We start from the raw sequence: 23,373 nt of genomic DNA, 5'->3' as shown, positions 1-23,373 counted from the left end.
ACAGGGATGGCCGGGTGTCAGCCTTCCGGGCAGAGTGGGGTTGTGCGGGGTTGGTGGCGGGAGATCGTGGGGCTGGTGCTGCCCGTGGCCTGCGGTGGTTGCGGCAGGCCGCGGACAGAGCTGTGCGAGGAATGTGCCGCCGGGCTGACGGCCGTGCCGTGCCGTGTGCGGCCGACGCCTGAGCCCGTGGGTCTCCCCGTGGTCCACGCGGCGGCGCCGTACGAGAACGCCGTACGCGCGATGCTGCTGGCCCACAAGGAGCGAGGGGCGCTGGGCCTCGCCGCAGTGCTCGGCGGGGCGCTGGCGGCCGCTGTGCGGGCCGGAGCGGGGCACGCGGGCGACGAGAAGCCGCTGTGGGTGGTTCCGGTGCCGTCGGCGCGGCGGGCCACGGCACGGCGCGGGCATGATCCGGTGCGCAGAATCGCGGCCTCGGCCGCGGCAGAGCTGCGGCGCGGGGGCACGCGGGCCCAGGTGCTCGCCGTGCTGCGGCAGCGGCGTGAGGTCGCGGACCAGGCTGGGCTGGGGGCGAGGGAGCGGCAGGCGAATCTGGCGGGCGCGCTCGTCGTCGCGGACGGCGGACGGAAGCTGCTCGACAGGGGCCGGGTCGTGCTGGTGGACGACCTGCTGACGACGGGGTCCTCGCTGGCGGAGGCGGCACGCGCGGTCCGTGCCGCCTCCGCCAGCGAGGACGGCATGGCGGAGCGACTCAGGGCTGCAGTTGTTGCAGGTTCTCCGTCTTCTTTCGAAACAAACCGGAACTGACAGATAACTTCCATCGTTGCAGGTAGTGAGTGGGTAAAGAGGCCCGATCGGAGGTACGCGTGAGTAGCGGGTGCCGACACGGTGGTGGGCAGGCTATGTTCGGGTGTGAGGGACGGTGAATTCCGGACCTCGACGAATGCGCCACCAGGTTTCGGGCAGGTAACACACCGGTACGTCCGGTGCGCCGGAAGCATGGCAATCGGTGGGGTGGAAATCCTGCCGATGGGGGAGGAGGAGGTGACAGCCACCGAGTCCGCGGCTCCGGCGATCACCGGAGCCTGGTGCAAAAGGGAGATGCTCCGCCGCCGAAGCGGAGCGATCCGGGAACGGAGTTCTGCGTGGACATCGTCGTCAAGGGCCGCAAGACCGAGGTGCCCGAGCGGTTCCGCAAGCACGTGGCCGAGAAGCTGAAGCTGGACAAGATCCAGAAGTTCGACGGCAAGGTGATCAGCCTCGACGTCGAGGTGTCCAAGGAGCCGAATCCCCGTCAGGCCGACCGTGCTGCACGGGTGGAGATCACGCTCCGCTCGCGTGGGCCGGTCGTCCGGGCGGAAGCAGCGGCAGGCGACCCGTACGCAGCGCTTGACCTGGCCACCGACAAGCTGGACACACAGCTGCGCAAGGAGCACGACAAGCGCTACAGCAGGCGCGGTAACGGCCGGCTGTCCGCAGCCGAGGTCGCAGAGGTCGTGCCGGGCGCCGCCTCGTTCAACGGGGACGGTGAGCTGATCCCCGAGGAGCCGGAGCCGTCCGTGCCGACCACCAGGTTCGGTTCGCTCGAGGTCCAGGGCGAAGGACCGCTCGTGGTGCGCGAGAAGACGCACGTCGCGGCGCCGATGACGCTCGACCAGGCGCTCTACGAGATGGAGCTGGTCGGGCACGACTTCTACCTGTTCGTCGACTCCGAGACCAAGGAGCCCAGTGTCGTCTACCGGCGGCACGCCTACGACTACGGTGTCATTCACCTGAGGACCGACCCGCTGGCCTCCGACGGGGCGGGTGGCGCGGGCGGTGCGCTCGGCGGCTGACACCGCCACTCACAGCCGGTACCCGGTGCCCCTGGAAGCGCTCGTGCGCCCCAGGGGCACCGCGTGCGACCACAGGGGGCACCGCTTCGGCGGCCGGGCATGAAAGCATGGCGTCCCAGGCCAATCAGTGCTCTGTGCACTGCCGTTGGCGGACAGCCTGTGACCTCAGGCAGTGGCCTTCAGGGGGAGGAACGATGGCGGACACCTTCGGGCCCGTGCGCGGGACGAACGATGCCGACAGCGCTGCCGGTGCGGCTTCCGTCGCGGACGACGGAAGTTCTCGTAAGGAACCCATCAGGGTTCTGGTGGTGGACGACCACGCGCTCTTCCGCAGAGGTCTGGAGATCGTCCTCGCGCAGGAGGAGGACATTCAGGTCGTAGGAGAGGCGGGGGACGGGGCGGAGGCGGTCGACAAGGCGGCGGACCTGCTGCCCGACATCGTGCTGATGGACGTACGGATGCCCAAGCGCGGCGGCATCGAGGCCTGTACCTCCATCAAGGAGGTGGTCCCCAGCGCGAAGATCATCATGCTGACGATCAGCGACGAGGAGGCCGACCTCTACGAGGCGATCAAGGCGGGCGCCACCGGATACCTGCTCAAGGAGATCTCGACCGACGAGGTCGCCACGGCCATTCGCGCGGTGGCGGACGGTCAGTCCCAGATCAGCCCGTCGATGGCCTCCAAACTGCTCACCGAGTTCAAGTCGATGATCCAGCGCACCGACGAGCGTCGGCTCGTTCCCGCGCCGCGACTCACCGAGCGGGAGCTGGAAGTGCTCAAACTCGTGGCCACCGGCATGAACAACCGCGATATCGCCAAGGAATTGTTCATCTCCGAGAACACGGTGAAGAACCACGTCCGCAATATCCTGGAGAAGCTTCAGCTGCACTCCCGGATGGAAGCCGTGGTCTATGCCATGCGGGAGAAGATTCTCGAGATCAGGTAGCGGACCGTCCGGCGCTCACGGAAGGACGCGGGCGAAGGGCACGGGCGATTTCCGCCATGAGCGGCTCCCGCAGCTCGGGTGCGTCGACGCGCTCCAGCCGCACATCCGTGCAGCCCACCCAGGAAGCCGCCTCCACGAGCGCCTCGGCCATCGGCGCCACGGACTTACCGCCGTCCAGGGAGACCTGCCTGGCGACCAGCGTGGTCCCTTCCCTGGCCGGGTCGACCCGGCCCCGCAGCCTGCCGCCCGCCAGCAGCGGCATCGCGAAGTAGCCGTGGACCCGCTTGGGCCGGGGGACGTACGCCTCCAGGCGATGGGTGAAGCCGAAGATCCGCTCCGTGCGCGCCCGCTCCCAGATCAGCGAGTCGAACGGCGACAGCAGCGTCGTACGATGACGTCCGCGCGGTTCCGAGGCCAGGGCCTCGGGATGTGCCCAGGCAGGCTTGGTCCAGCCCCGCACCGACACCGGGACCAGTCCCGAGTCGGCCACGACGGCGTCGAACTGCTCGGCCTTGAGCCGGTGGTAGTCGGCGATGTCCGTCCGGGTACCGACGCCCAACGACCGCCCGGCCAGGGCCACCAGCCGGCGCAGGCACTCCGTGTCGTCCAGGTCGTCGTGGAGCACGGAATCCGGGATCGCCCGCTCGGCCAGGTCGTAGACCCGCTTCCAGCCGCGCCGCTCGGTGCACACCACCTCGCCGTACATCAGGGCGCGCTCGACGGCGACCTTGGACGCGGACCAGTCCCACCACTCGCCGCCGTTCTTCGCGCCGCCGAGCTCCGTCGCCGTCAGCGGGCCCTCGGCGCGCAACTGCGCGATCACCGTCCCGTACGCCCCGTCGGGCAGGTCGTGGTGCCAGTGCGGCCGGGACCGGTAGGCGCGGCGGCGGAACGCGAAGTGGGGCCACTCCTCCACCGGCAGGACGCAGGCGGCATGCGACCAGTACTCGAACGAGCGGCCACCCGACCAGTAGGCCTCGTCGACCGCGCGTCGGCCCAGCGCGCCGAGGCGTGCATACGGCACGAGCTCGTGCGACCTGGCCAGGACCGAGATGGTGTCGAGCTGAACGGCTCCGAGACTGCGCAGCACTCCCGGGACTCCGCCCCTGCGGTCCGGAGCACCCAGGAAGCCCTGGGCGCGCAGGGCGATGCGGCGGGCCTGGTCGGCGGAGAGTTCCAGGACGGGCGGCGGCACAGACGTCATGCGTCGAAGCCTAGAGCGCGCCACTGACATCCCGGGCCGGCCGATGGGGGTGGGTGCCGGGCAGCCCCAGATCGGCCGGGAGCAGCGCGCCGGTCCAGGTGTCGTGCCGTGTCCCCTTGTTGAACAGGGCCGACCGCTGTTCACCCTCCATGCGGAAGCCGGCACGCAGGGCGACCGCCCGCGACGGGGTGTTGCCGATCTCCGCCCGCCACTCGAGGCGGTCCGCGGTGAGGGTGGTGAACGCCCAGTGGGCCGCCGCGCGTACCGCTTCCGTCGTCAAGCCGGAGCCGCGGTGTTCCCTCGCCGTCCAGAAGCCCACCTCGTACGTGCCCGGCAGGATGCGGCCGTGGACGCCGAGCGCGCCCACGAGCTGCCCGCCGCCCCGCAGTAGTACCGCGAAGCTGTACATCGTGTCGTCCTGCCAGCCCGAGGGGGAGAGTTTCCCTGTGAAGAGCTCCGCGTCGGCACGGGTGTACGGCGACGGGACAACTGTCCAGCGCTGGATCTCCGGATCCTGGCAGGCGGTGTACACCGCCTCCGTGTCCTCAGGTGCGAAGGGCCGCATGAGCAGGCGTTCCGTGGTGAGGGTGGTGGGTTCCATACAGGGATTGTGGTGACGGGGCGGGCGGGATGCGAGCACTTTTCGGTGCTTCCCGGCACCTTCGGTCCCCTCCGGCCGTTGTCCTGGAAGGGCGCGGCGGGGAGAACGCGGTGGCAGCCCTCCCGACGGGGCGGGGTCCTCGCTTACGATGGCCGTTGCGGTGGGGCCCACCTGCCGTGCCCGCGCCAGAGTCCATCACACGACCCAGTGCCAGGCCCGACCGGCAAGGAGACCAGCCTCAGTGTCCGTCTTCAACAAGCTCATGCGTGCAGGCGAAGGCAAGATCCTGCGCAAACTGCACCGCATCGCGGACCAGGTCAGCTCCATCGAAGAGGACTTCGTCAACCTCTCCGACGCCGAGCTGCGGGCGCTCACCGACGAGTACAAGGAACGGTACGCGGACGGCGAGAGCCTGGACGACCTGCTCCCCGAAGCATTCGCGACGGTCCGTGAGGCCGCGAAGCGTGTCCTCGGACAGCGCCATTACGACGTTCAGATGATGGGCGGTGCCGCCCTGCACCTCGGCTACGTGGCCGAGATGAAGACCGGTGAGGGCAAGACCCTCGTCGGTACCCTGCCCGCCTATCTCAACGCGCTCTCCGGCAAGGGCGTGCACCTGATCACGGTCAACGACTACCTGGCCGAGCGTGACTCCGAGATGATGGGCCGGGTGCACAAGTTCCTTGGTCTCGAGGTCGGCTGCATCATCGCCAACATGACCCCGGCGCAGCGCCGTGAGCAGTACGCCTGCGACATCACGTACGGCACGAACAACGAGTTCGGCTTCGACTACCTCCGCGACAACATGGCGTGGTCCCAGGACGAGCTCGTCCAGCGCGGCCACAACTTCGCCATCGTCGACGAGGTCGACTCGATCCTCGTCGACGAGGCCCGTACGCCGCTGATCATCTCCGGTCCCGCCGACCAGGCCACCAAGTGGTACGGCGACTTCGCCAAGCTGGTCACGCGTCTCACCAAGGGTGAGGCGGGCAACCCGCTGAAGGGCATCGAGGAGACCGGCGACTACGAGGTCGACGAGAAGAAGCGGACCGTGGCCATCCACGAGTCCGGCGTCGCGAAGGTCGAGGACTGGCTCGGGATCGACAACCTCTACGAGTCGGTGAACACCCCGCTCGTCGGCTACCTGAACAACGCGATCAAGGTCAAGGAACTCTTCAAGAAGGACAAGGACTACGTCGTCATCGACGGCGAAGTCATGATCGTCGACGAGCACACCGGCCGTATCCTCGCCGGCCGCCGTTACAACGAGGGCATGCACCAGGCCATCGAGGCGAAGGAAGGGGTGGACATCAAGGACGAGAACCAGACGCTCGCCACGATCACCCTGCAGAACTTCTTCCGCCTGTACGGCAAGCTCTCCGGTATGACCGGTACGGCGATGACCGAGGCCGCCGAGTTCCACCAGATCTACAAGCTCGGCGTCGTGCCGATCCCGACGAACCGGCCCATGGTCCGCGCCGACCAGTCGGACCTGATCTACCGCACCGAGGTCGCGAAGTTCGCCGCGGTCGTCGACGACATCGCCGAGAAGCACGAGAAGGGGCAGCCGATCCTGGTCGGCACGACCTCGGTCGAGAAGTCCGAGTACCTCTCGCAGCAGCTCTCCAAGCGCGGTGTCCAGCACGAGGTCCTCAACGCCAAGCAGCACGACCGTGAGGCGACGATCGTGGCTCAGGCGGGCCGTAAGGGTGCCGTAACGGTCGCCACGAACATGGCCGGCCGAGGCACCGACATCAAGCTCGGCGGAAACCCGGACGACCTCGCCGAGGCGGAGCTGCGCCAGCGTGGCCTCGACCCCGTGGAGCACGTCGAGCAGTGGGCGGCGGCGCTGCCCGCCGCGCTGGAGAAGGCCGAGCAGGCCGTGAAGGCCGAGTTCGAAGAGGTCAAGGATCTCGGCGGGCTGTACGTGCTGGGCACGGAGCGGCACGAGTCGCGGCGCATCGACAACCAGCTGCGCGGTCGTTCCGGCCGTCAGGGCGACCCGGGTGAGTCCCGGTTCTACCTGTCGCTGGGTGACGACCTGATGCGGCTGTTCAAGGCGCAGATGGTCGAGCGCGTCATGTCGATGGCGAACGTTCCCGATGACGTCCCCATCGAGAACAAGATGGTGACCCGGGCGATCGCCTCCGCGCAGTCGCAGGTCGAGCAGCAGAACTTCGAGACGCGTAAGAACGTCCTGAAGTACGACGAGGTGCTCAACCGGCAGCGTGAGGTCATCTACGGCGAGCGCCGCCGCGTCCTGGAAGGTGAGGATCTGCAGGACCAGATCCGTCACTTCATGGACGACACGATCGACGACTACATCCGGCAGGAGACGGCCGAGGGCTTCGCCGAGGAGTGGGACCTCGACCGGCTGTGGGGCGCGTTCAAGCAGCTCTATCCGGTGAAGGTCACGGTCGAGGAGCTCGAGGAGGCCGCCGGCGACCTGGCCGGCGTGACCGCCGACTTCATCACCGAGGCGGTCAAGGACGACATCCACGAGCAGTACGCGGAGCGCGAGAAGACGCTCGGCTCGGACATCATGCGTGAGCTGGAGCGCCGCGTGGTCCTGTCCGTCCTGGACCGCAAGTGGCGTGAGCACCTCTACGAGATGGACTATCTCCAGGAGGGCATCGGCCTGCGGGCCATGGCGCAGAAGGACCCGCTGGTCGAGTACCAGCGCGAGGGCTTCGACATGTTCAACGCCATGATGGAGGGCATCAAGGAGGAGTCCGTCGGCTACCTGTTCAACCTGGAGGTCCAGGTCGAGCAGCAGGTCGAGGAGGTTCCGGTGCAGGAGGGCGCGGAGCGTCCCTCGCTCGAGAAGCAGGACGCGCCGGTGGCGGCCGCCGCGGGCGGGCGCCCGGAGATCCGGGCCAAGGGCCTGGACGCGCCGCAGCGTCCGGACCGGCTGCACTTCTCCGCTCCCACTGTGGACGGTGAGGGCGGTGTCGTCGAGGGCGACTTCGCCAACGGTGACGGTGCGCGGTCGGAGGCGGACGGCATGACGCGTGCGGAGCGCCGCAAGGCGCAGAAGAGCACGGGTGGGCGGCGCCGCAAGAAGTAGCGCGCAGCAGGTCTGACCAGGGCCTGGCCCGGACACCCGTGGGGTGTCCGGGCCAGGCGCGTTTCCCGGGCCTCTCCGGGCCCGGGAGGCCGGTCGGCCCCTACCGGGCGGCAGGGGCTCGCGCGGGCCCGCAGGAGCCGCTGTGCGGCGCTTGCGGGGTACGGCCTCGGTCACCGGACGGGCCCGATTCTGCTGAGCCGGGGTGCGGGGCCGCGAGGCCCCTGGCCGGTCATCTGGCCGCGGGGAGGCGTTCGCCGCCCAGGTCGATCGCGGCGCAGCGCCAGCGGAGGTCGGGGCCCTGTTCCAGGCGGAAGGCCATGGCGCGGACCTGCTCGCCCGTGGCGATGCTGGCGAAGGCCTCGACCACGCCGGTGGCCGGCCGGGTGCCGTGGACGGTGCGTACGACCGGGCGCCTGCATCCCGCGCCGAGCGGGGCGTCAGGGGCGAGTTCGGCGAGCTGGTCGTAGGCCTCGCCGATCGTGTGGCCGAGCATCCAGTGCACCGGGCGCTGGCCACTGAGGACGGCGAGCAGGCGCTCGGCGAACCACTGGTGCGGGTGCAGCGGCCGCCGGGGCCGTTGCGGAGGTACGGTGCCCGGCCTGCTGCGGTCGCGTCGTCCGGCCGGCCTCGTCCTGTCCGTGCTCATGCTGGTAGCCCCCGTGGCTGATGTGCGGAGCCCGGTGAGTACCGGGCGGTAACTTCTGCTGGGGATCTTCTACGGGTCCGGTCGTAGGCCTCGCAAGCGGCGGCGGAGACCCGCCGGGCACACGGCGTGATCACCTATCCGGGTGATGGGCCCCACGCCGCAAGGGAGTGGCGGGGGTGACGGCCGTCGTGGGGTGGACGGTGCCGGGTGGATCGGCAACCCCGAAGGGGGACGTCGCACGTATCCTGACTGCGTCATCGACTACGAAAGCGGTCAGCCATGCGTGTGTACGTCCCCCTGACCCTCTCCGGTCTTGCCGCGGTGCACAGGGCGGGCGAGGTCGGTCCGGGGCCGCTGACCGCCTATGCCGTGACGCCCGGTCTGCGTGAGTGGTACGTCTCCGACGACATCGAGGAACTGGAGTACGCGGCGCTCAACCGGGCCGCCTCCGCCTCGCTGCGGTTGCTCGCGGGCCGCCCGGAGGAGACCCGGCGCAGGGTCGTCGTCGCCTTCGACGTGCCGGACGGGGCGGCGGTCGCCGATCCGGACCACGTGCTGGACGCGTCGTCGCTCGGCGAGGTGCGGATCGCGGACGCGGTGGCGCTGTCGAAGGCCGCCGCGGTCCACGTGGACGCCGACGACGCCGAGAAGGACGTCGCCGCGGCGGCCGCGGCGCTGGGAGCGGCGGACCAGGGCGACGACGACGCGCAGTTCACCGTGGACGGCGCGGAGGACCACGAACTGCTGTGGTTCGGGATCCAGGAGATCCCCGGCCTGATCACCTGAGCACCTGAGCATCTGACCGGCTGGGTACTGATCGGCCGGGCGTCCCGTCGGCGGTGGCCGGCTGTCGTACCCGGCGAGTATTTTTCGTCCATGGCGACATCCGCGAAGCACCGCACACATCTGGTCTGGGACTGGAACGGCACCCTGCTCGACGACATCCACGCGGTCCTCGGGGCCACGAACGCGGCCTTCGCGGAGGTCGACCTGGAGCCGCTCACGCTGGAGCAGTACCGCGAGACGTACTGTGTGCCGATACCCAGGTTCTACGAGCGGCTCATGGGCAGGCTGCCCACCCCCGCCGAGTGGGAGCGGATGGACGGCCTCTTCCATCACCACTACACGGAGCAGCGGGCGGCCTGCGGGCTGACCGAGGGCGTCGAGGAACTGCTGGCCCGGTGGCGGACCGGTGGCCGCAGTCAGTCGTTGCTGAGCATGTACGGCCATGAGCACCTGGTCCCGGTGGTGCGTGCATACGGCATCGAGCGTCATTTCATTCGCGTCGACGGCCGTACCGGCCCGTCCGGCGGAAGCAAGGCGCGGCACATGGAGCGTCACTTCGCGGTGCTCGGGGACATCGCTCCCGAATCGGCGGTGGTCATCGGTGACGCGGTGGACGACGCCGTGGCCGCGGCCCACGTGGGCGCGCGCGCCGTGCTCTACACCGGCGGTTCGCACAGCCGCAGCAGCCTGGAGGCGGCCGGTGTGCCCGTGGTGGACACCCTGGCCGAGGCCGTGGCGCTGGCTGAGCTGATGGCGGACTGAGTGGCCGGCCCGGCGGCTCTGAGCGCGTCCGCCCGTGTGCGCCTCCATACGTGCGGGAACGGTCGCGTGCGATGTCCAGAGTGTCAAAGTTCGGGGGCTTCTTTTGTACATATGCGGCTCATGACGGTTGTGGGGGCAGGGGGGATAGCCTGGTGCCGTGATCAGCGCGATACGCCTCGGGGGCAGCGAAGCCCCCGGCCTGCGCCCGGAGTGCCACAGCACCCGGGCGATGCGTGATCTCCGCGTCCCGGGCCGTCTGCCGAAAACGGCTGATACGGCCCCGGGCATCTCCCCAGGCGACATAGCGTCGACTCAGACCGGATATCCCCGCGTCGTGGCGGTACGTCGTCTTTCTCACCTACGTCACGCAACGGCGCGCGACAGGAGCCAGAGGACATGCAGACCAAGCTGGACGAAGCCAAGGCCGAGCTGCTCGCACGGGCGGCCCGGGTAGCTGACAACAGTCCGGGCGGTGGTGTCGGTGGCCCGGGAGGTGGCCTCCGGGTGCACCTCGTCGAAGGGACCGGTACCGAAGCGCAGGACGGCACCGGGGCCGGCCAGGACGAGCGGCCGGGCCGTGACACGCTGCTCGCCTATTTCCAGCGCTACTACCTGCACACCGCTCCGGAGGACATCACCGACCGCGACCCGGTCGACATCTTCGGTGCCGCTTCCTCCCACTACCGTCTCGCCGAGAACCGCCCGCAGGGCACCGCGAACGTCCGGGTGCACACCCCGACCGTCGAGGAGAACGGCTGGACGAGCAGCCACTCCGTCGTCGAGGTCGTCACCGACGACATGCCCTTCCTGGTCGATTCGGTCACCAACGAGCTGTCCCGGCAGGGCCGTGGCATCCACCTCGTGATCCACCCGCAGGTCGTCGTCCGCCGCGACGTCACCGGCAAGCTGATCGAGGTGTTCGCCGACGACCCGGCCAGGAGCCCCGGCGCGAAGCGGTCCGGCGGCCGTAAGGCAGCCGGGACCGAGCTGCCGCACGACGCGCTCGTCGAGTCGTGGATCCACGTCGAGATCGACCGGGAGACGGACCGCGCGGATCTGAAGCAGATCACCGCCGATCTGCTCCGTGTCCTGTCCGACGTACGGGAGACCGTCGAGGACTGGGACAAGATGCGCGACGCCGCTCTGCGGATCGCCGAGGACCTCCCCTCGGAGCCGCTCGACGACCTGGGCGACGAGGAGGTCGAGGAGGCCCGTGAGCTGCTGCGCTGGCTCGCCGCCGACCACTTCACCTTCCTCGGGTACCGGGAGTACGAGCTCCGCGATTCCGACGCGCTGACCGCCGTCCCCGGCACCGGCCTCGGCGTTCTGCGCTCCGACCCGAAGCACAGCGAGGACGAGGCGCACCCGGTGAGCCCGTCCTTCGACCGGCTGCCCGCGGACGTCCGGGCCAAGGCGAGGGAGCACAAGCTCCTCGTCCTGACGAAGGCGAACAGCAGGGCGACCGTGCACCGCCCCAGCTACCTGGACTACGTCGGGGTGAAGAAGTTCGACGCCGAGGGCAATGTCGTCGGGGAGCGGCGCTTCCTCGGACTGTTCTCCTCCGCCGCGTACACCGAGTCGGTGCGCCGGGTGCCCGTGGTGCGCCGCAAGGTCGCCGAGGTGCTGGAGGGCGCGGGCTTCACGCCCAACAGCCACGACGGCCGCGACCTGCTCCAGATCCTGGAGACGTACCCGCGCGACGAGCTCTTCCAGACGCCCGTCGACCAGCTGCGTTCCATCGTCACCTCCGTGCTGTACCTCCAGGAGCGGCGCCGGCTGCGGCTCTACCTGCGTCAGGACGAGTACGGGCGCTACTACTCCGCGCTCGTCTACCTGCCGCGTGACCGCTACACCACCGGTGTGAGGCTCCGCCTGATCGACATCCTCAAGGAGGAACTGGGCGGCACCAGCGTCGACTTCACGGCCTGGAACACGGAGTCGATCCTCTCCCGGCTGCACTTCGTCGTCCGGGTCCCGCCGGGCACCGAGCTGTCGCACCTCACCGACGCGGACGCCGACCGCATCGAGGCGCGCCTGGTCGAGGCCGCCCGCTCCTGGGCCGACGGTTTCCAGGAGGCGCTGAACGCGGAGTGCGGCGAGGAACGTGCCGCCGAGCTGCTGCGCCGGTACGGCCACTCGTTCCCCGAGGGCTACAAGGCGGATCACACGCCGCGCGCCGCCGTGGCCGACCTGGTCCACCTGGAGGCGCTCAAGAGCGAGCGCAGGGACTTCGCGCTCAGCCTGTACGAGCCGGTCGGTGCCGCCCCGGACGAGCGCCGGTTCAAGATCTACCGGACCGGCGAGCAGGTCTCGCTCTCCGCCGTCCTCCCCGCGCTCCAGCGGCTCGGTGTCGAGGTCGTCGACGAGCGTCCGTACGAGCTGCGCTGTGCCGACCGCACGCATGCCTGGGTCTACGACTTCGGGCTGCGTCTGCCGAAGAAGGCCGCGGGCAACGGCGACTACCTCGCCGACGACGCCCGCGACCGCTTCCAGGAGGCGTTCGCGGCCATCTGGACCGGCGAGGCGGAGAACGACGGCTTCAACTCCCTGGTCCTGGGCGCCGGTCTCGACTGGCGGCAGGCCATGGTGCTGCGCGCCTACGCGAAGTACCTGCGCCAGGCGGGTTCGACCTTCAGCCAGGACTACATGGAGGACACCCTCCGCAACAACGTCCACACCACCCGGCTGCTGGTCTCCCTCTTCGAGGCCCGGATGTCCCCGGCCCGTCAGAAGGCCGGTACGGAGCTGACGGACGGGCTGCTGGAGGAGCTGGACGGAGCCCTCGACCAGGTCGCCTCGCTGGACGAGGACCGGATCCTGCGGTCCTTCCTCACCGTCATCAAGGCCACGCTGCGGACCAACTACTTCCAGCTGGCCGACGACCACGAGCCGCACGGCTACGTCTCGATGAAGTTCGACCCGCAGGCCATCCCGGATCTCCCGGCGCCGCGCCCGGCGTACGAGATCTGGGTCTACTCGCCGCGCGTCGAGGGCGTCCACCTGCGCTTCGGCAAGGTCGCCCGCGGCGGACTGCGCTGGTCGGACCGGCGGGAGGACTTCCGTACGGAGATCCTCGGCCTGGTCAAGGCGCAGATGGTCAAGAACACCGTGATCGTGCCGGTGGGTGCCAAGGGCGGGTTCGTCGCCAAGCAGCTGCCGGATCCGGCGGTGGACCGTGACGCCTGGCTCGCCGAGGGCATCGCCTGCTACAAGATCTTCATCTCGGCGCTGCTCGACATCACCGACAACATGGTGACGGGCGAGGTCGTGCATCCCGCCGAGGTCGTCCGTCACGACGAGGACGACACCTATCTCGTCGTCGCCGCCGACAAGGGGACCGCGAGCTTCTCCGACATCGCCAACGACGTCGCCGTCGCGTACGGCTTCTGGCTGGGTGACGCCTTCGCCTCCGGAGGCTCGGCCGGTTACGACCACAAGGGCATGGGCATCACCGCCCGCGGCGCCTGGGAGTCCGTGAAGCGGCACTTCCGTGAGCTGGGCCACGACACCCAGACCGAGGACTTCACCGTCGTCGGCGTCGGTGACATGTCCGGTGACGTCTTCGGCAACGGCATGCTGCTCTCCGAGCACATCCGGCTGGTCGCGGCCTTCGACCACCGGCACATCTTCATCGACCCGACTCCGGACGCGGCGACCTCGTTCGCGGAGCGGCGCCGGCTGTTCGACCTGCCGCGCAGCTCCTGGGCGGACTACAACAAGGACCTGTTGTCCGCGGGTGGCGGTATCCACCCGCGTTCGGCCAAGTCGATCCCGGTCAACGCGCACATCCGCGCGGCGCTCGGCATCGAATCGAAGGTCACGAAGATGACGCCCGCCGAGCTGATGCAGAACATCCTCAAGGCGTCGGTCGACCTCGTGTGGAACGGCGGCATCGGTACGTACATCAAGTCGACGGCCGAATCGAACGCCGACGTCGGCGACAAGGCCAACGACTCGATCCGCGTCAACGGGGCGGACCTGCGGGCCCGGGTCGTCGGTGAGGGCGGCAACCTCGGGGCCACCCAGCTCGGCCGGATCGAGTTCGCCCGGGCGGGCGGCCGGATCAACACCGACGCGATCGACAACAGCGCCGGTGTGGACACCTCCGACCACGAGGTGAACATCAAGATCCTGCTTAACGGTCTGGTGCGGGACGGCGACATGACCGTGAAGCAGCGCAACAAGGTGCTCGCGGAGATGACCGACGAGGTCGGACAGCTCGTCCTGCGCAACAACTACGCGCAGAACGTCGCGCTCTCCAACGCCTGCGCCCAGGCACCGTCACTCCTCCACGCCCACCAGCGCTTCATGCGCAGGCTCGGCCGCGACGGGCACCTGGACCGGGCGCTGGAGTTCCTGCCGAACGACCGTCAGGTCCGTGAACTGCTGAACCACGGCAAGGGCCTCAGTCAGCCGGAACTGGCCGTGCTGCTCGCCTACACCAAGATCACGGCGGCGGAGGAGCTGATCTCCACCAGCCTGCCGGACGACGCTCATCTGCAGGAGCTGGTGCACGCCTACTTCCCGAAGCAGCTGAGCGAGCGGTTCCCCGAGGCGGTCGACGGGCACGCCCTGCGTCGCGAGATCATCACGACGGTGCTGGTCAACGACACGGTGAACACCGGTGGTTCGACGTTCCTGCACCGGCTGCGCGAGGAGACGGGGGCCTCGCTCGAGGAGATCGTGCGGGCTCAGTTCGCCGCCCGCCAGATCTTCGGCCTCTCCAGGGTGTGGGACGCCGTGGAGGCGCTCGACAACACGGTGGCCGCCGATGTGCAGACCCGGATCCGGCTGCACTCGCGCCGGCTCGTCGAGCGCGGCTCGCGCTGGCTGCTCGGCAACCGGCCGCAGCCGGTCGGGATCGCGGAGACCATCGAGTTCTTCCGCGACGGTGTCGAACGCGTCTGGAACGAGCTGCCCAAGCTGCTCAGGGGCGCCGACATCGAGTGGTACCAGTCGATCCTCGACGAGCTGACCTCGGCGGGCGTTCCCGACGAGCTGGCGGGACGGGTGGCGGGATTCTCGTCGGCCTTCCCGGCGCTGGACATCGTCGCGATCGCGGAGCGTACGGGCAAGGACCCGCTGGCCGTCGCCGAGGTGTACTACGACCTCGCCGACCGTCTGGGGATCACCCAGCTGATGGACCGGATCATCGACCTGCCGCGGGCCGACCGCTGGCAGTCCATGGCCCGCGCCTCCATCCGCGAGGACCTGTACGCCGCGCACGCCGCGCTGACGTCGGACGTGCTGTCCGTCGGTGACGGCACGTCGTCGCCCGAGCAGCGGTTCAAGGCCTGGGAGGAGAAGAACGCGGCGATCCTGGCGCGTTCGCGCTCCACGCTGGTGGAGATCCGGAGCTCGGACTCCTTCGACCTGGCGAACCTGTCGGTGGCCATGCGGACGATGCGGACCCTGCTGCGTACGCACGCCTGACCCCGAGCGGGCCGCGACACACAGCCGTCCGCCGGACGGGCCGAGGAGGCCCGTCCGGCGGACGGCGTACGGGGGGCGTGCGGTTACCGGGTCACGGGGTCATTTCCTGGGCTTCGCGGGCCCGGTGAACTTCTCGTACGCGGCCACGACCTCCTTGGCCGGGCCGTCCATCCGCAGGGTGCCCGCCTCGAGCCAGATCGCCCGGTCGCAGGTGTCGGTGATCGACCTGTTGCTGTGGCTGACCAGGAACACCGTGCCGGCCTCCTCGCGGAGCTCCATGATCCGGTCCTTGCTGCGCCGCTGGAACTTCGCGTCGCCGGTGGACAGCGCCTCGTCGATCAGCAGCACGTCATGGCTCTTGGCGGCCGCGATGGAGAAGCGCAGCCTGGCCCCCATGCCGGAGGAGTAGGTGCGCATGGGCAGGGTGATGAAGTCGCCCTTCTCGTTGATGCCGGAGAAGTCGACGATGTCCTGGTAGCGCTCGCGGATCTGCTCACGCGTCATGCCCATGGCCAGGCCGCCGAGCACCACGTTGCGCTCCCCGGTCAGGTCGCTCATCAGGGCGGCGTTCACGCCGAGCAGCGAGGGCTGGCCCTGGGTGTGGACCCGGCCCTTCGACGGAGGCAGCAGCCCCGCGATCGCCTTGAGGAGCGTCGACTTCCCGGAGCCGTTGGAGCCGATCAGGCCGATGGCCTCGCCCTTGTACGCGGCGAAGCTGACGCCCTTCACCGCGTGCACCTGGCGTGCGCCCCGCGGCTGGCGGCGGGACACGATCCGGTTCAGGGCGGAGGTGGCGCTGCCCTTACCGGTGCGGGCGCCGTTGACCGTGTAGGTGATGTGGACGTCGTCGACGACGACGGTGGGTACACGCATGTCGGGGGTGTCAGCCACGTCCGTACCGCTCCTCGGCCTTCCAGAAGTACACGAAACCGCCGATGCCGCAGACGAGCGCCCAGCCCGTCGCGACGGCCCACACGTGCGGGGGCAGCTGTGCCCCGGTGAAGCTGTCGATCAGGGCGAAGCGCATCAGGTCGATGTAGACGGCCGCGGGGTTGCACTCCAGCGCCAGCAGGACGAGCCGCGGCACCCGGTCGGCGGTCAGCAGGGTGTCGAGGCTCCACATGACGCCCGACGCGTACATCCAGGTGCGCAGGATGAAGGGGGTCAGCTGGGCGATGTCGGGGGTCTTGGCGGCCAGCCGGGCCATGACCATCGAGATGCCGGTGTTGAACAGGGCCTGCAGGGCGAGCGCCGGAACGGCCAGCAGCCAGGACGGCCGCGGGTACTGGCCGAACACCAGCAGGATCAGGAACAGGGCGCCCAGGGAGAACAGCAGCTGCTGGAGCTGCTGGATGGCCAGGGCGATCGGCAGGGACGCCCGGGGGAAGTGCAGGGCCCGGACGAGTCCGGTGTTGCCGCTGATGGCCCGGGTGCCGGCCGTGATCGAGCTGGCCGTGAAGGTCCAGATGAAGACGCCGGTGACGAGGAAGGGCACGTAGTCGGGGACTCCGTGCTTGGTGTTCATCAGGACGCCGAAGATGAAGTAGTAGACCGTCGCGTTGAGCAGCGGGGTCATGATCTGCCAGATCTGGCCGAGCTTCGCCTGGCTGTACTGCGCGGTCAGCTTGGCCGTGGCGAAGGCGGTGATGAAGTGCCTGCGCCCCCAGAGCTGCCGGACGTACGCACCGAGCGTCGGCCGGGCTCCGCTGACTGTCAGTCCGTGCCGGGCCGCGAGCGCGGCCAGCTCGCCAGGTTCGTACACGGGGAGGAGGTCGGGAGATGCGGTGTCCACCGGGGCCGGCGGGGCTGCTGTCTGGCTCACCACGGTCGCTTTCGACGGGAGGCGGGGGATCGGGGCGAACGGATCCGGCCCGATGGGACGGCACCGTATCGTCGCAACGCTGACAGTAGGACGTTTGTGCGTCGCAACGCAACCGTTTCGTCGTTACGGTCTATCATTCGGGCCATGACCACCGAACGGCGAACCGGGCGCCGCACCCCGGCAGGTGCCGCGGTGCTGCGGGAGGACGTGACCGACGCGATCCGCGGCGCCGTCTTCGAGGAGCTGGCCGCCGTGGGATTCGCGCGGATGTCGATCGAGGGCATCGCCCGGCGCGCGGGGGTGGGCAAGACCGCGGTCTACCGCCGCTGGAAGTCCAAGCTCCACCTCGTCCTGGACCTGGTCGCGGCCGTCGCCGCGCAGGGCATGCCGGCGCCGGCGACCGGTTCGCTGTACGGGGATGTGCGCGCCGTGCTCGAACTGGCCGCGTACGCCCTGCGCCATCCCGTCGCCTCGCAGGTGATCCCCGACCTGCTGGTCGAGGCGGCCCGCAGCCCGGAGATCTCCGACGCCATCAAGGCAGCGCTGCTGGACCAGCAGCAGGGGGTGGCCGCCGTGGTCGTACGGGCGGCGGTGGCACGCGGCGAGCTGCCGGAGGGCAGCGATCCCGACCGGGCGCTGGACCTCATCGTCGGACCGCTGTACTGGCGCCTTGTCGTGGTCCGCGGAGATCTGCCCAAGGGCTATCTGGACGACCTCGCGGCCTCGGCCGTCCGGGCGCTCAAGGCCTGACGGGAGGCCGTTGGACCCCGTCGAGCAGCCGGTCCACGACGCGGCGGGCCGCCCCGCCGTCTGCGGGCCCGCAGAGATCCCGCCGGAAGCTCTCGTACGCCTCGGCGTGCGGATCCGCCGAAGCCGGTCCGGCCGTGGTGCGCAGGGCCTGGGCCACCTCCTGGGTGGTGACGAGCAGCGGCCCGGGTGCCCGGGTCTCGAAGTCCAGGCAGAAGCCCCGCACGGTGTCCCTGTAGTGCTCCAGGTCGTACGTGTGGAAGAGCATCGGGCGGCCGGTGTGCGCGAAGCCGAACGCCAGGCCCGAGTAGTCGGTGACCAGCACATCGGCGATCAGCAGGAGCTCGGTGGCGTCCGGGTGCGTGGACACATCACGCAGGGAGGGGTGCGCGGGCACGCTGCCCGTCACCCGTGGGTGCCTGCGGACCAGCAGGGTGGTGCGGCCGTCCAGGGACCGTGCCAGCGCGGGCAGGTCGAGCGCCCGGTCCCAGCGGTACAGCGGGCCGGAGCCGCCGGGTACGCCGGACGGCGGGTGCGCGAGATGGGCGCGGTACGTCGGCGCGTACAGCACCACGCGGTGGCCGTCCGGGATGCCCAGTCCACGGCGTACCCGCTCGGCCGTCTTGTCCCGGCCGGGTGCGGACAGCAGGTCGTCGGCAGGGGAACCCGCCTCCAGCACCTCCCCGCGGTAGGCCAGGGCGCGGCGGAGACGCGGGGTGGCGAAGGCGCTGGGGGAGACCAGCAGCGACCACTGGGCCGAGCGGTGCGCCAGCGTGGCGAGGTGCTGGTGATCGGCGTACAGGGTGCCGGTGAGGTCCAGTCCGAACCGGCCGAGCGGGGAGCCGTGCCAGGTCTGCACGACCGTCTGGTCCGGGCGGCGCTCGAACCAGACGGGCAGCTGGCCGGCCGCGACGATCCGGCGGGCCCGCGCCAGCGCCTCGTACCAGGCGGTGCTGTGCGCCACGACGGGGACGGCGGTGGGCGGGACGCGGGTCGCGGCGCCCGCGGATCCGTCGGTGACCCAGAGATGTCCGGTGTCGGTGCTCCGGCGCACGAGCTCGGCGTGCACGGCGCGCGGGGAGCCCTCCCCGGTGTAGAGCACGACATCCCGGAGCGGCAGGCGGCGCTGCGCGGGGTAGTGCGCCGTCCGCAGACGGCCCTGGTGGTACGCGCTCCGTTCGGCGTCGTCGAGCGCCGGCGCGCAGTGCACGGTCAGCCGGTCGCCGTGACGGCGGTCGAGGCGGAAACGGGCGCCGGCGGCGCTCACCGGCAGGAGGGCGGCGAGCGCCGCCCCGACGCGCACGGGCCGGTCGTCCAGGAGTACCTCCCAGTCCCCTTCGCGGGGAGGCCGGGCGAGCACGGCCGTGAAGCGGGCCTCCTGCTGTGCGACGGGGACCGCCACCGTCTCCCCGAGGGTGCTGTGCCGCAGGACGAGCGCGCCGGTCCCGGCCCCCTCGATGCGCACCCCGCCGTCAGGAGCGGGCCCGGCGCGGTCCACGCGCGGTTCGCCGGACACCTCCACCACCAGATGGCCCGCGGCGTCGGCGAAGGCGGGCGGCGGCAGGTCCGGAGCCGCGGCGAGCGGTACGCGGACGCCGCCGGCCAGGAGCGAGGCCCGCCACCGGCCCCCGGGCACCGGCGCCGGCCCGTGGGGTCCGCCGGGTGCCGGCGCGGGCTCGGCGGCGAGCGCCGCGAGCGGGATCCGGGCGCTGAAGCTGTCCCCTCCGCCGCGCCGCACCGCGCAGACGTGCTCCGCGGCCCCGTCACGGCTCAGTACGAGGGCCGTCGGCCGGGCACCCTCGTACAGCCGGCCGGTCAGCTCCAGGGTGTCCGGCCCATGGTCGTGGCCGGTGGCCACGGCGGGCAGCCGGGTCACGGCCAGTTCCAGCCGGCCGTCCCGGTAGCCGAGCACCGCGCGCCGGCCCTCGCCCAGGTCGTGGACCAGCGGTTGCGCGGCGGCCGCCTCCACGGCGCGCAGCGCCGCCCGGCGTACGACGCCGTGTCCGGCCACCACCACGCCCACCAGCCAGGTGCCCGGCCCCAGCCGCCCCGGGTCGAGGACCATCTCGAAGCCCGCGTAGTCGTAGCGGTGCGCCTCCTGGCCGGAGTCCGCGGTGGCCCGGTCCGTCCGGACCGTGCGCACCCGCACGGCCCGCAGCCGTCTGCCCGCCGCCTCCCGCACCACGCCGGCCTTCAGCGAGTGCCGGGCCGCGCGGGCCGGGAGGTTACGGATGTACGCGTATCCGCGCAGCCGCAGCCTGCCGTCCTCGCCCCACGACGCCCCCACCAGCCGGGCCACGGCGGGCAGATCACCCGTGCCGAGGCGTGCCGGGGGACTCGCCACGATTCCGGGGTGCGCCGCGCGCCGCCGGCCCGGGGGGCCCACGACGGTGAACGTGCCCGTCCCGTTGGCCCGTTCGAACTCCAGGAGGGCCAGCAGTTCGTCGGTCCTCCGCTCGCGTACCAGGTTCCAGCGGATGCGCGCGTCGACCGGCAGCCCGGCCAGGGCCGCGTCGCCCGCCCGGTCGAGGAAGGCACCCGCGTCCGCGATGAACGCCGCGCGGTAGTCGGGACCACCCAGGGGCAGCCCTTCCAGGAAGTACACGAAGTCGTCGCGCAGGCACGAGGTGTCGTAGCGCAGCCGCTGTGCGGCGTCCCGGCCCGCGAGGAAGGCGCTGACCTGTTCACAGGCCGCGATCCGGTCCCGTACGCCCCGCACGTCCGTACGCCGCCGGGTGATCGAACCCTCCCGCACCCGCCAGTAGTAGACGTGCTCGTGCAGCACGTCCACCGACCCGGCGAGGTAGTGCGCCGGGATCATCACCGGGGTGTCCTCGTAGAGCTTGCCCACCGGGAAGGAGAAGGCGTGCCGTTCCCAGAACGAACGGCGGAACACCTTGTTCCAGGCGACGCGGTCGGCCAGCAGCCGGGCATCGCGGGTGATGTGGGTGCGGGGCCGGTCGGCGGTCAGCCAGCGGTACTGCCAGGCCTGCTGCCTCCCCTGCTCGTCGAGCCGCCACACGTTGCCCGTCACCAGGTCCGAGCCGGTCGACTCCAGGGAGGCCAGCATCCGTTCGTACGCGTCGGGGACCACGATGTCGTCGCTGTCGGCGAACGCCAGGTACGGGACACCGGCGGTGGTGTGGGCGATGCCCGTGTTGCGGGCCGCGCTCAGGCCCGCGTTGGCCTGGTGGACGCAGCGGAAGCGGTCGTCCCGGGCGGCGAACTCCTCGGCGATCCGGCGGCTCCCGTCCGTCGAGCCGTCGTCGACGAGCACCACCTCGATGTCCTTCAGGGACTGTCCCGCCAGCGAGGTGAGGCACTCCTCCAGATAGGCCTCGACGTTGTGCACCGGGACGACGACGCTGAGGAGTGGCTTCATGTACGGCTCAACCCGGGGGAGCGCCCCGGGTCACGCCGCTGACCCGAACGGGTGAAGATCCCTGGGGCGGGCGGCCGGTTCCCCGTTACGCTCGGCTGCCATGCTCCTCAGTGTCGTCGTGTCCGCCCACCGTGTTCAGGGGTACCTGAGGGCGGCCCTGGAGTCCGTGACCGGGCAGCAGCCGCCGCCGGAAGGCGGGCCGGTGGACCTGGAGCTGATCGCCGTCGGCGCGTCCGGGGACGGGCCGGAGCTCGCCGTCGCGCGGGAGTGCGCCGCGCGCGACCCCCGGGTGCGGGTGCTCGTCCTCGACGGCCCCTGGGACGTGGGCGCGGCCCGCAACGCCGGTGCGGCGGCGGCGCGCGGGACCTGTCTGCTCTTCCTCGACGGGGACGACCTGCTCCTTCCCGGGGCGTTCGCGGAGATCTCCGCACGGCTGTCGGAGGACCGGCCCGACGTGCTGCTCCTGGGCCACGACCAAGTCGACTGGTGGGGCACGGTCCGGCCGGGCGACGCCCTCCCGGCCGCCCGGAACCAGCTCTTCTGCCGCGCTTTCTGGGACGCCCACCGGCTCCGCTTCACCGAGGGCCCGTACGGCGACGTCGTGCCCGTCCACCGCGCCGTTCTCCTCGCCTGCGACGCGGGCACCCTCGCCTCGCTCGACCGGAGCTGCGTGCGCCACCGGCTGCGCCGCACCGGCACGTCCGCCACGACACCGGGCCGCGCGCACTTCGCCGTCATCGACGCGTACGAGCGGCTGGCCGCGGAGACCGGCGGCGACCCGCGGATCCCGGCCGTGCGCACCGCGCACCTGACGGCCGTGCTCGGCGACCCGGGCCGGATCGCCCCGGGCGACCGTGCCGCCTTCTTCCGGGCGGCGGGCCTCCCCGGCCGGTACACCGCGCACCGGACCCGGGAGGCCGTCCGCGCCGGGCGCACCCGGGTGCGGGCCGTCGCGCGCGCGGGCAGGAAGTCGCTGCGCGCCCGCGTGCTGCGGGCCGTCTACCGAGCCGACCTGCACCGCCCGCTGGACCCCCGCCTCGCCGTCTACGGGGCCTACTGGAACAGGGGCGTCGCCTGCAATCCGGCCGCCGTCTACGCCAAGGCCCGCGAACTGGTGCCGCACATCCGAGGTGTCTGGGTCGTCTCCTCCCGGCACCGCGACCGGATGCCGCCCGGTGTGCCGTACGTCATCGAGGGCTCCCGCGCCTACTGGCGGACGATGGCCACCGCGACGTACCTCGTCAACAACTCCAGTTTCACCGGCGGTTTCACCAAACGGCCCGGCCAGGTCTACCTGCAGACCCATCACGGCACCCCGCTGAAGACGATGGGCCTGGACCAGCTCCCGTACCCCGCGCTCACCAAGGGCGTCAGCTTCGAACGCGTCGTCGCCCACACCGACCAGTGGGACTTCAGCCTCTCCGCCAACCCGCACAGCACCGAGGTCTGGGACCGGGCCTACCCCTCCTCGTACGAACAACTGCCGTACGGCTACCCGCGCAACGACGTCCTGTGCACCGCCTCTCCGGAACGGACCGACAAGATCCGTGCGGAACTCGGCATCGCGCCCGGGGCGACCGTGCTGCTGTACGCGCCGACCCACCGCGACTACCGCGTGGGTTTCGTCCCCCGGCTCGACCTGGAGCGCCTCACCCGCGATCTGGGCCCGGGCTGTGTGCTGCTGGTGCGGGCCCACTACTTCTACGGGCGTTCGGCGGGGACAGCGACGGGGGGCCGGGTCGTGGACGTCACCGGGCACCCCGTCGTGGAAGAACTCTTCCTGGCCGCGGACGCGTTGATCACCGACTACTCGTCCCTGATGTTCGACTACGCCTGTCTGGACCGCCCGATCATCACCTACGCGCCCGACTGGGAGGCCTACCGCGCCTCCCGCGGCACCTACATCGACCTGCTGTCCTGCCGTCCCGGCGACACCCCGGGCGCGGTCGCCACCACGGAGGACGAGCTGCGGGAGGTGCTGCGGAGCGGCGCCTGGAGGTCGCCGGAGGCCGACGCGCTGCGCGCCGCGTTCCGCAGCCGCTTCTGCCCGTACGACGACGGGCACGCGGCGGAGCGCGTGGTGCGGCGGGTCTTCCCCGTGCCGCCGGACTGAGGCCGGCCGGATCACCCGTACGGGGCGGTTCCTCCGTACCCCGCCGTCGTTGTGCTCAACAGCGCGCGCACAC

The 23,373-nt window shown here is 70.8% G+C and carries 15 protein-coding genes; 9 read left to right on the top strand and 6 right to left on the bottom strand.

Annotated features, from left to right (window positions below; translation table 11 throughout):
* Positions 1-42: 42 nt before the first annotated feature.
* The 3 genes from ACFYQ5_RS23480 to ACFYQ5_RS23470 all read left to right on the top strand — a co-directional run bounded on the left by ACFYQ5_RS23480 (position 43) and on the right by ACFYQ5_RS23470 (position 2,737).
* Entirely contained in the window at positions 43-762 is a 720-nt protein-coding gene (locus ACFYQ5_RS23480; protein WP_389200066.1) for a ComF family protein, read from the top strand.
* 338 nt (positions 763-1,100) lie between these two features.
* Positions 1,101-1,790 (top strand): ribosome hibernation-promoting factor, HPF/YfiA family, encoded by a 690-nt coding sequence (gene hpf, locus ACFYQ5_RS23475; protein WP_389200064.1) that lies wholly within the window; start codon positions 1,101-1,103, stop codon positions 1,788-1,790.
* A 194-nt stretch (positions 1,791-1,984) separates the two neighbouring features.
* The gene (locus ACFYQ5_RS23470; RefSeq protein ID WP_389200063.1) at positions 1,985-2,737 is read left to right on the top strand and encodes a response regulator; all 753 of its coding nucleotides are present in this window, start codon (positions 1,985-1,987) and stop codon (positions 2,735-2,737) included.
* On the opposite strand, the gene ACFYQ5_RS23465 is transcribed toward ACFYQ5_RS23470, so the two are convergent.
* Both ACFYQ5_RS23465 and ACFYQ5_RS23460 read right to left on the bottom strand, forming a co-directional pair.
* Complete coding sequence (locus ACFYQ5_RS23465) at positions 2,730-3,941, bottom strand: winged helix-turn-helix domain-containing protein (protein ID WP_389200061.1); 1,212 nt, start codon at positions 3,939-3,941, stop codon at positions 2,730-2,732. The two genes, ACFYQ5_RS23470 and ACFYQ5_RS23465, sit on opposite strands and share 8 nt — an antisense overlap.
* A gap of 10 nt (positions 3,942-3,951) precedes the next feature.
* Positions 3,952-4,542, bottom strand: coding sequence for a GNAT family N-acetyltransferase (locus ACFYQ5_RS23460; protein ID WP_389200059.1), 591 nt, complete (start codon positions 4,540-4,542; stop codon positions 3,952-3,954).
* Between the two features lie 241 nt (positions 4,543-4,783).
* Here ACFYQ5_RS23460 and secA point away from each other — a divergent pair, with 241 nt between their 5' ends.
* On the top strand, positions 4,784-7,609 hold the full coding sequence (secA, locus tag ACFYQ5_RS23455) for a preprotein translocase subunit SecA (RefSeq protein ID WP_389200058.1): 2,826 nt from the start codon (positions 4,784-4,786) through the stop codon (positions 7,607-7,609).
* A 229-nt stretch (positions 7,610-7,838) separates the two neighbouring features.
* On the opposite strand, the gene ACFYQ5_RS23450 is transcribed toward secA, so the two are convergent.
* Complete coding sequence (locus tag ACFYQ5_RS23450) at positions 7,839-8,255, bottom strand: Rv3235 family protein (RefSeq protein ID WP_389200056.1); 417 nt, start codon at positions 8,253-8,255, stop codon at positions 7,839-7,841.
* 279 nt (positions 8,256-8,534) lie between these two features.
* On the opposite strand from ACFYQ5_RS23450, the gene ACFYQ5_RS23445 reads away from it, so the two are divergent.
* The 3 genes from ACFYQ5_RS23445 to ACFYQ5_RS23435 all read left to right on the top strand — a co-directional run bounded on the left by ACFYQ5_RS23445 (position 8,535) and on the right by ACFYQ5_RS23435 (position 15,236).
* Positions 8,535-9,041: a DUF6912 family protein gene (locus tag ACFYQ5_RS23445; RefSeq protein WP_389200054.1), complete on the top strand. Its 507-nt coding sequence runs from the start codon at positions 8,535-8,537 to the stop codon at positions 9,039-9,041.
* A 90-nt stretch (positions 9,042-9,131) separates the two neighbouring features.
* Complete coding sequence (locus tag ACFYQ5_RS23440) at positions 9,132-9,803, top strand: HAD family hydrolase (protein WP_389200052.1); 672 nt, start codon at positions 9,132-9,134, stop codon at positions 9,801-9,803.
* Between the two features lie 396 nt (positions 9,804-10,199).
* Positions 10,200-15,236 (top strand): NAD-glutamate dehydrogenase, encoded by a 5,037-nt coding sequence (locus tag ACFYQ5_RS23435; protein ID WP_389200050.1) that lies wholly within the window; start codon positions 10,200-10,202, stop codon positions 15,234-15,236.
* A 99-nt stretch (positions 15,237-15,335) separates the two neighbouring features.
* On the opposite strand, the gene ACFYQ5_RS23430 is transcribed toward ACFYQ5_RS23435, so the two are convergent.
* Positions 15,336-16,109 carry an ABC transporter ATP-binding protein gene (locus ACFYQ5_RS23430; RefSeq protein ID WP_389200093.1) on the bottom strand — a complete coding sequence of 258 codons (774 nt, stop codon included), beginning with the start codon at positions 16,107-16,109 and terminating at the stop codon, positions 15,336-15,338.
* Positions 16,110-16,119: 10 nt separating this feature from the next.
* Complete coding sequence (locus ACFYQ5_RS23425) at positions 16,120-17,061, bottom strand: ABC transporter permease (protein WP_389200048.1); 942 nt, start codon at positions 17,059-17,061, stop codon at positions 16,120-16,122.
* A gap of 141 nt (positions 17,062-17,202) precedes the next feature.
* On the opposite strand from ACFYQ5_RS23425, the gene ACFYQ5_RS23420 reads away from it, so the two are divergent.
* Positions 17,203-17,808: a TetR/AcrR family transcriptional regulator gene (locus tag ACFYQ5_RS23420; protein WP_389200047.1), complete on the top strand. Its 606-nt coding sequence runs from the start codon at positions 17,203-17,205 to the stop codon at positions 17,806-17,808.
* Here the strand turns inward: ACFYQ5_RS23420 and ACFYQ5_RS23415 are convergent.
* Positions 17,798-21,187 (bottom strand): CDP-glycerol glycerophosphotransferase family protein, encoded by a 3,390-nt coding sequence (locus tag ACFYQ5_RS23415; RefSeq protein ID WP_389200045.1) that lies wholly within the window; start codon positions 21,185-21,187, stop codon positions 17,798-17,800. The two genes, ACFYQ5_RS23420 and ACFYQ5_RS23415, sit on opposite strands and share 11 nt — an antisense overlap.
* Before the next feature lie 100 nt (positions 21,188-21,287).
* Here ACFYQ5_RS23415 and ACFYQ5_RS23410 point away from each other — a divergent pair, with 100 nt between their 5' ends.
* Positions 21,288-23,300 (top strand): CDP-glycerol glycerophosphotransferase family protein, encoded by a 2,013-nt coding sequence (locus ACFYQ5_RS23410; RefSeq protein ID WP_389200043.1) that lies wholly within the window; start codon positions 21,288-21,290, stop codon positions 23,298-23,300.
* Positions 23,301-23,373: the final 73 nt, after the last annotated feature.

Origin of the sequence: Streptomyces sp. NPDC005794 (assembly GCF_042871445.1) — a bacterium.
Classification (GTDB): Bacteria; Actinomycetota; Actinomycetes; order Streptomycetales; family Streptomycetaceae; genus Streptomyces.
Note: the sequence above shows the minus strand (reverse complement) of the source record. Positions and strands in the feature narration are given on the sequence as shown.

Bases quoted from the DNA above. Each gene is read 5' to 3' on its own strand.
- ACFYQ5_RS23470 (WP_389200063.1), top strand. From the start codon at position 1,985: ATGGCGGACACCTTCGGGCCCGTGCGCGGGACGAACGATGCCGACAGC.
- ACFYQ5_RS23440 (WP_389200052.1), top strand. From the start codon at position 9,132: ATGGCGACATCCGCGAAGCACCGCACACATCTGGTCTGGGACTGGAAC.
- ACFYQ5_RS23415 (WP_389200045.1), bottom strand. From the start codon at position 21,187: ATGAAGCCACTCCTCAGCGTCGTCGTCCCGGTGCACAACGTCGAGGCC.
- ACFYQ5_RS23410 (WP_389200043.1), top strand. From the start codon at position 21,288: ATGCTCCTCAGTGTCGTCGTGTCCGCCCACCGTGTTCAGGGGTACCTG.
- ACFYQ5_RS23450 (WP_389200056.1), bottom strand. From the start codon at position 8,255: ATGAGCACGGACAGGACGAGGCCGGCCGGACGACGCGACCGCAGCAGG.
- ACFYQ5_RS23445 (WP_389200054.1), top strand. From the start codon at position 8,535: ATGCGTGTGTACGTCCCCCTGACCCTCTCCGGTCTTGCCGCGGTGCAC.
- ACFYQ5_RS23435 (WP_389200050.1), top strand. From the start codon at position 10,200: ATGCAGACCAAGCTGGACGAAGCCAAGGCCGAGCTGCTCGCACGGGCG.
- ACFYQ5_RS23465 (WP_389200061.1), bottom strand. From the start codon at position 3,941: ATGACGTCTGTGCCGCCGCCCGTCCTGGAACTCTCCGCCGACCAGGCC.
- ACFYQ5_RS23460 (WP_389200059.1), bottom strand. From the start codon at position 4,542: ATGGAACCCACCACCCTCACCACGGAACGCCTGCTCATGCGGCCCTTC.
- ACFYQ5_RS23430 (WP_389200093.1), bottom strand. From the start codon at position 16,109: ATGCGTGTACCCACCGTCGTCGTCGACGACGTCCACATCACCTACACG.
- ACFYQ5_RS23420 (WP_389200047.1), top strand. From the start codon at position 17,203: ATGACCACCGAACGGCGAACCGGGCGCCGCACCCCGGCAGGTGCCGCG.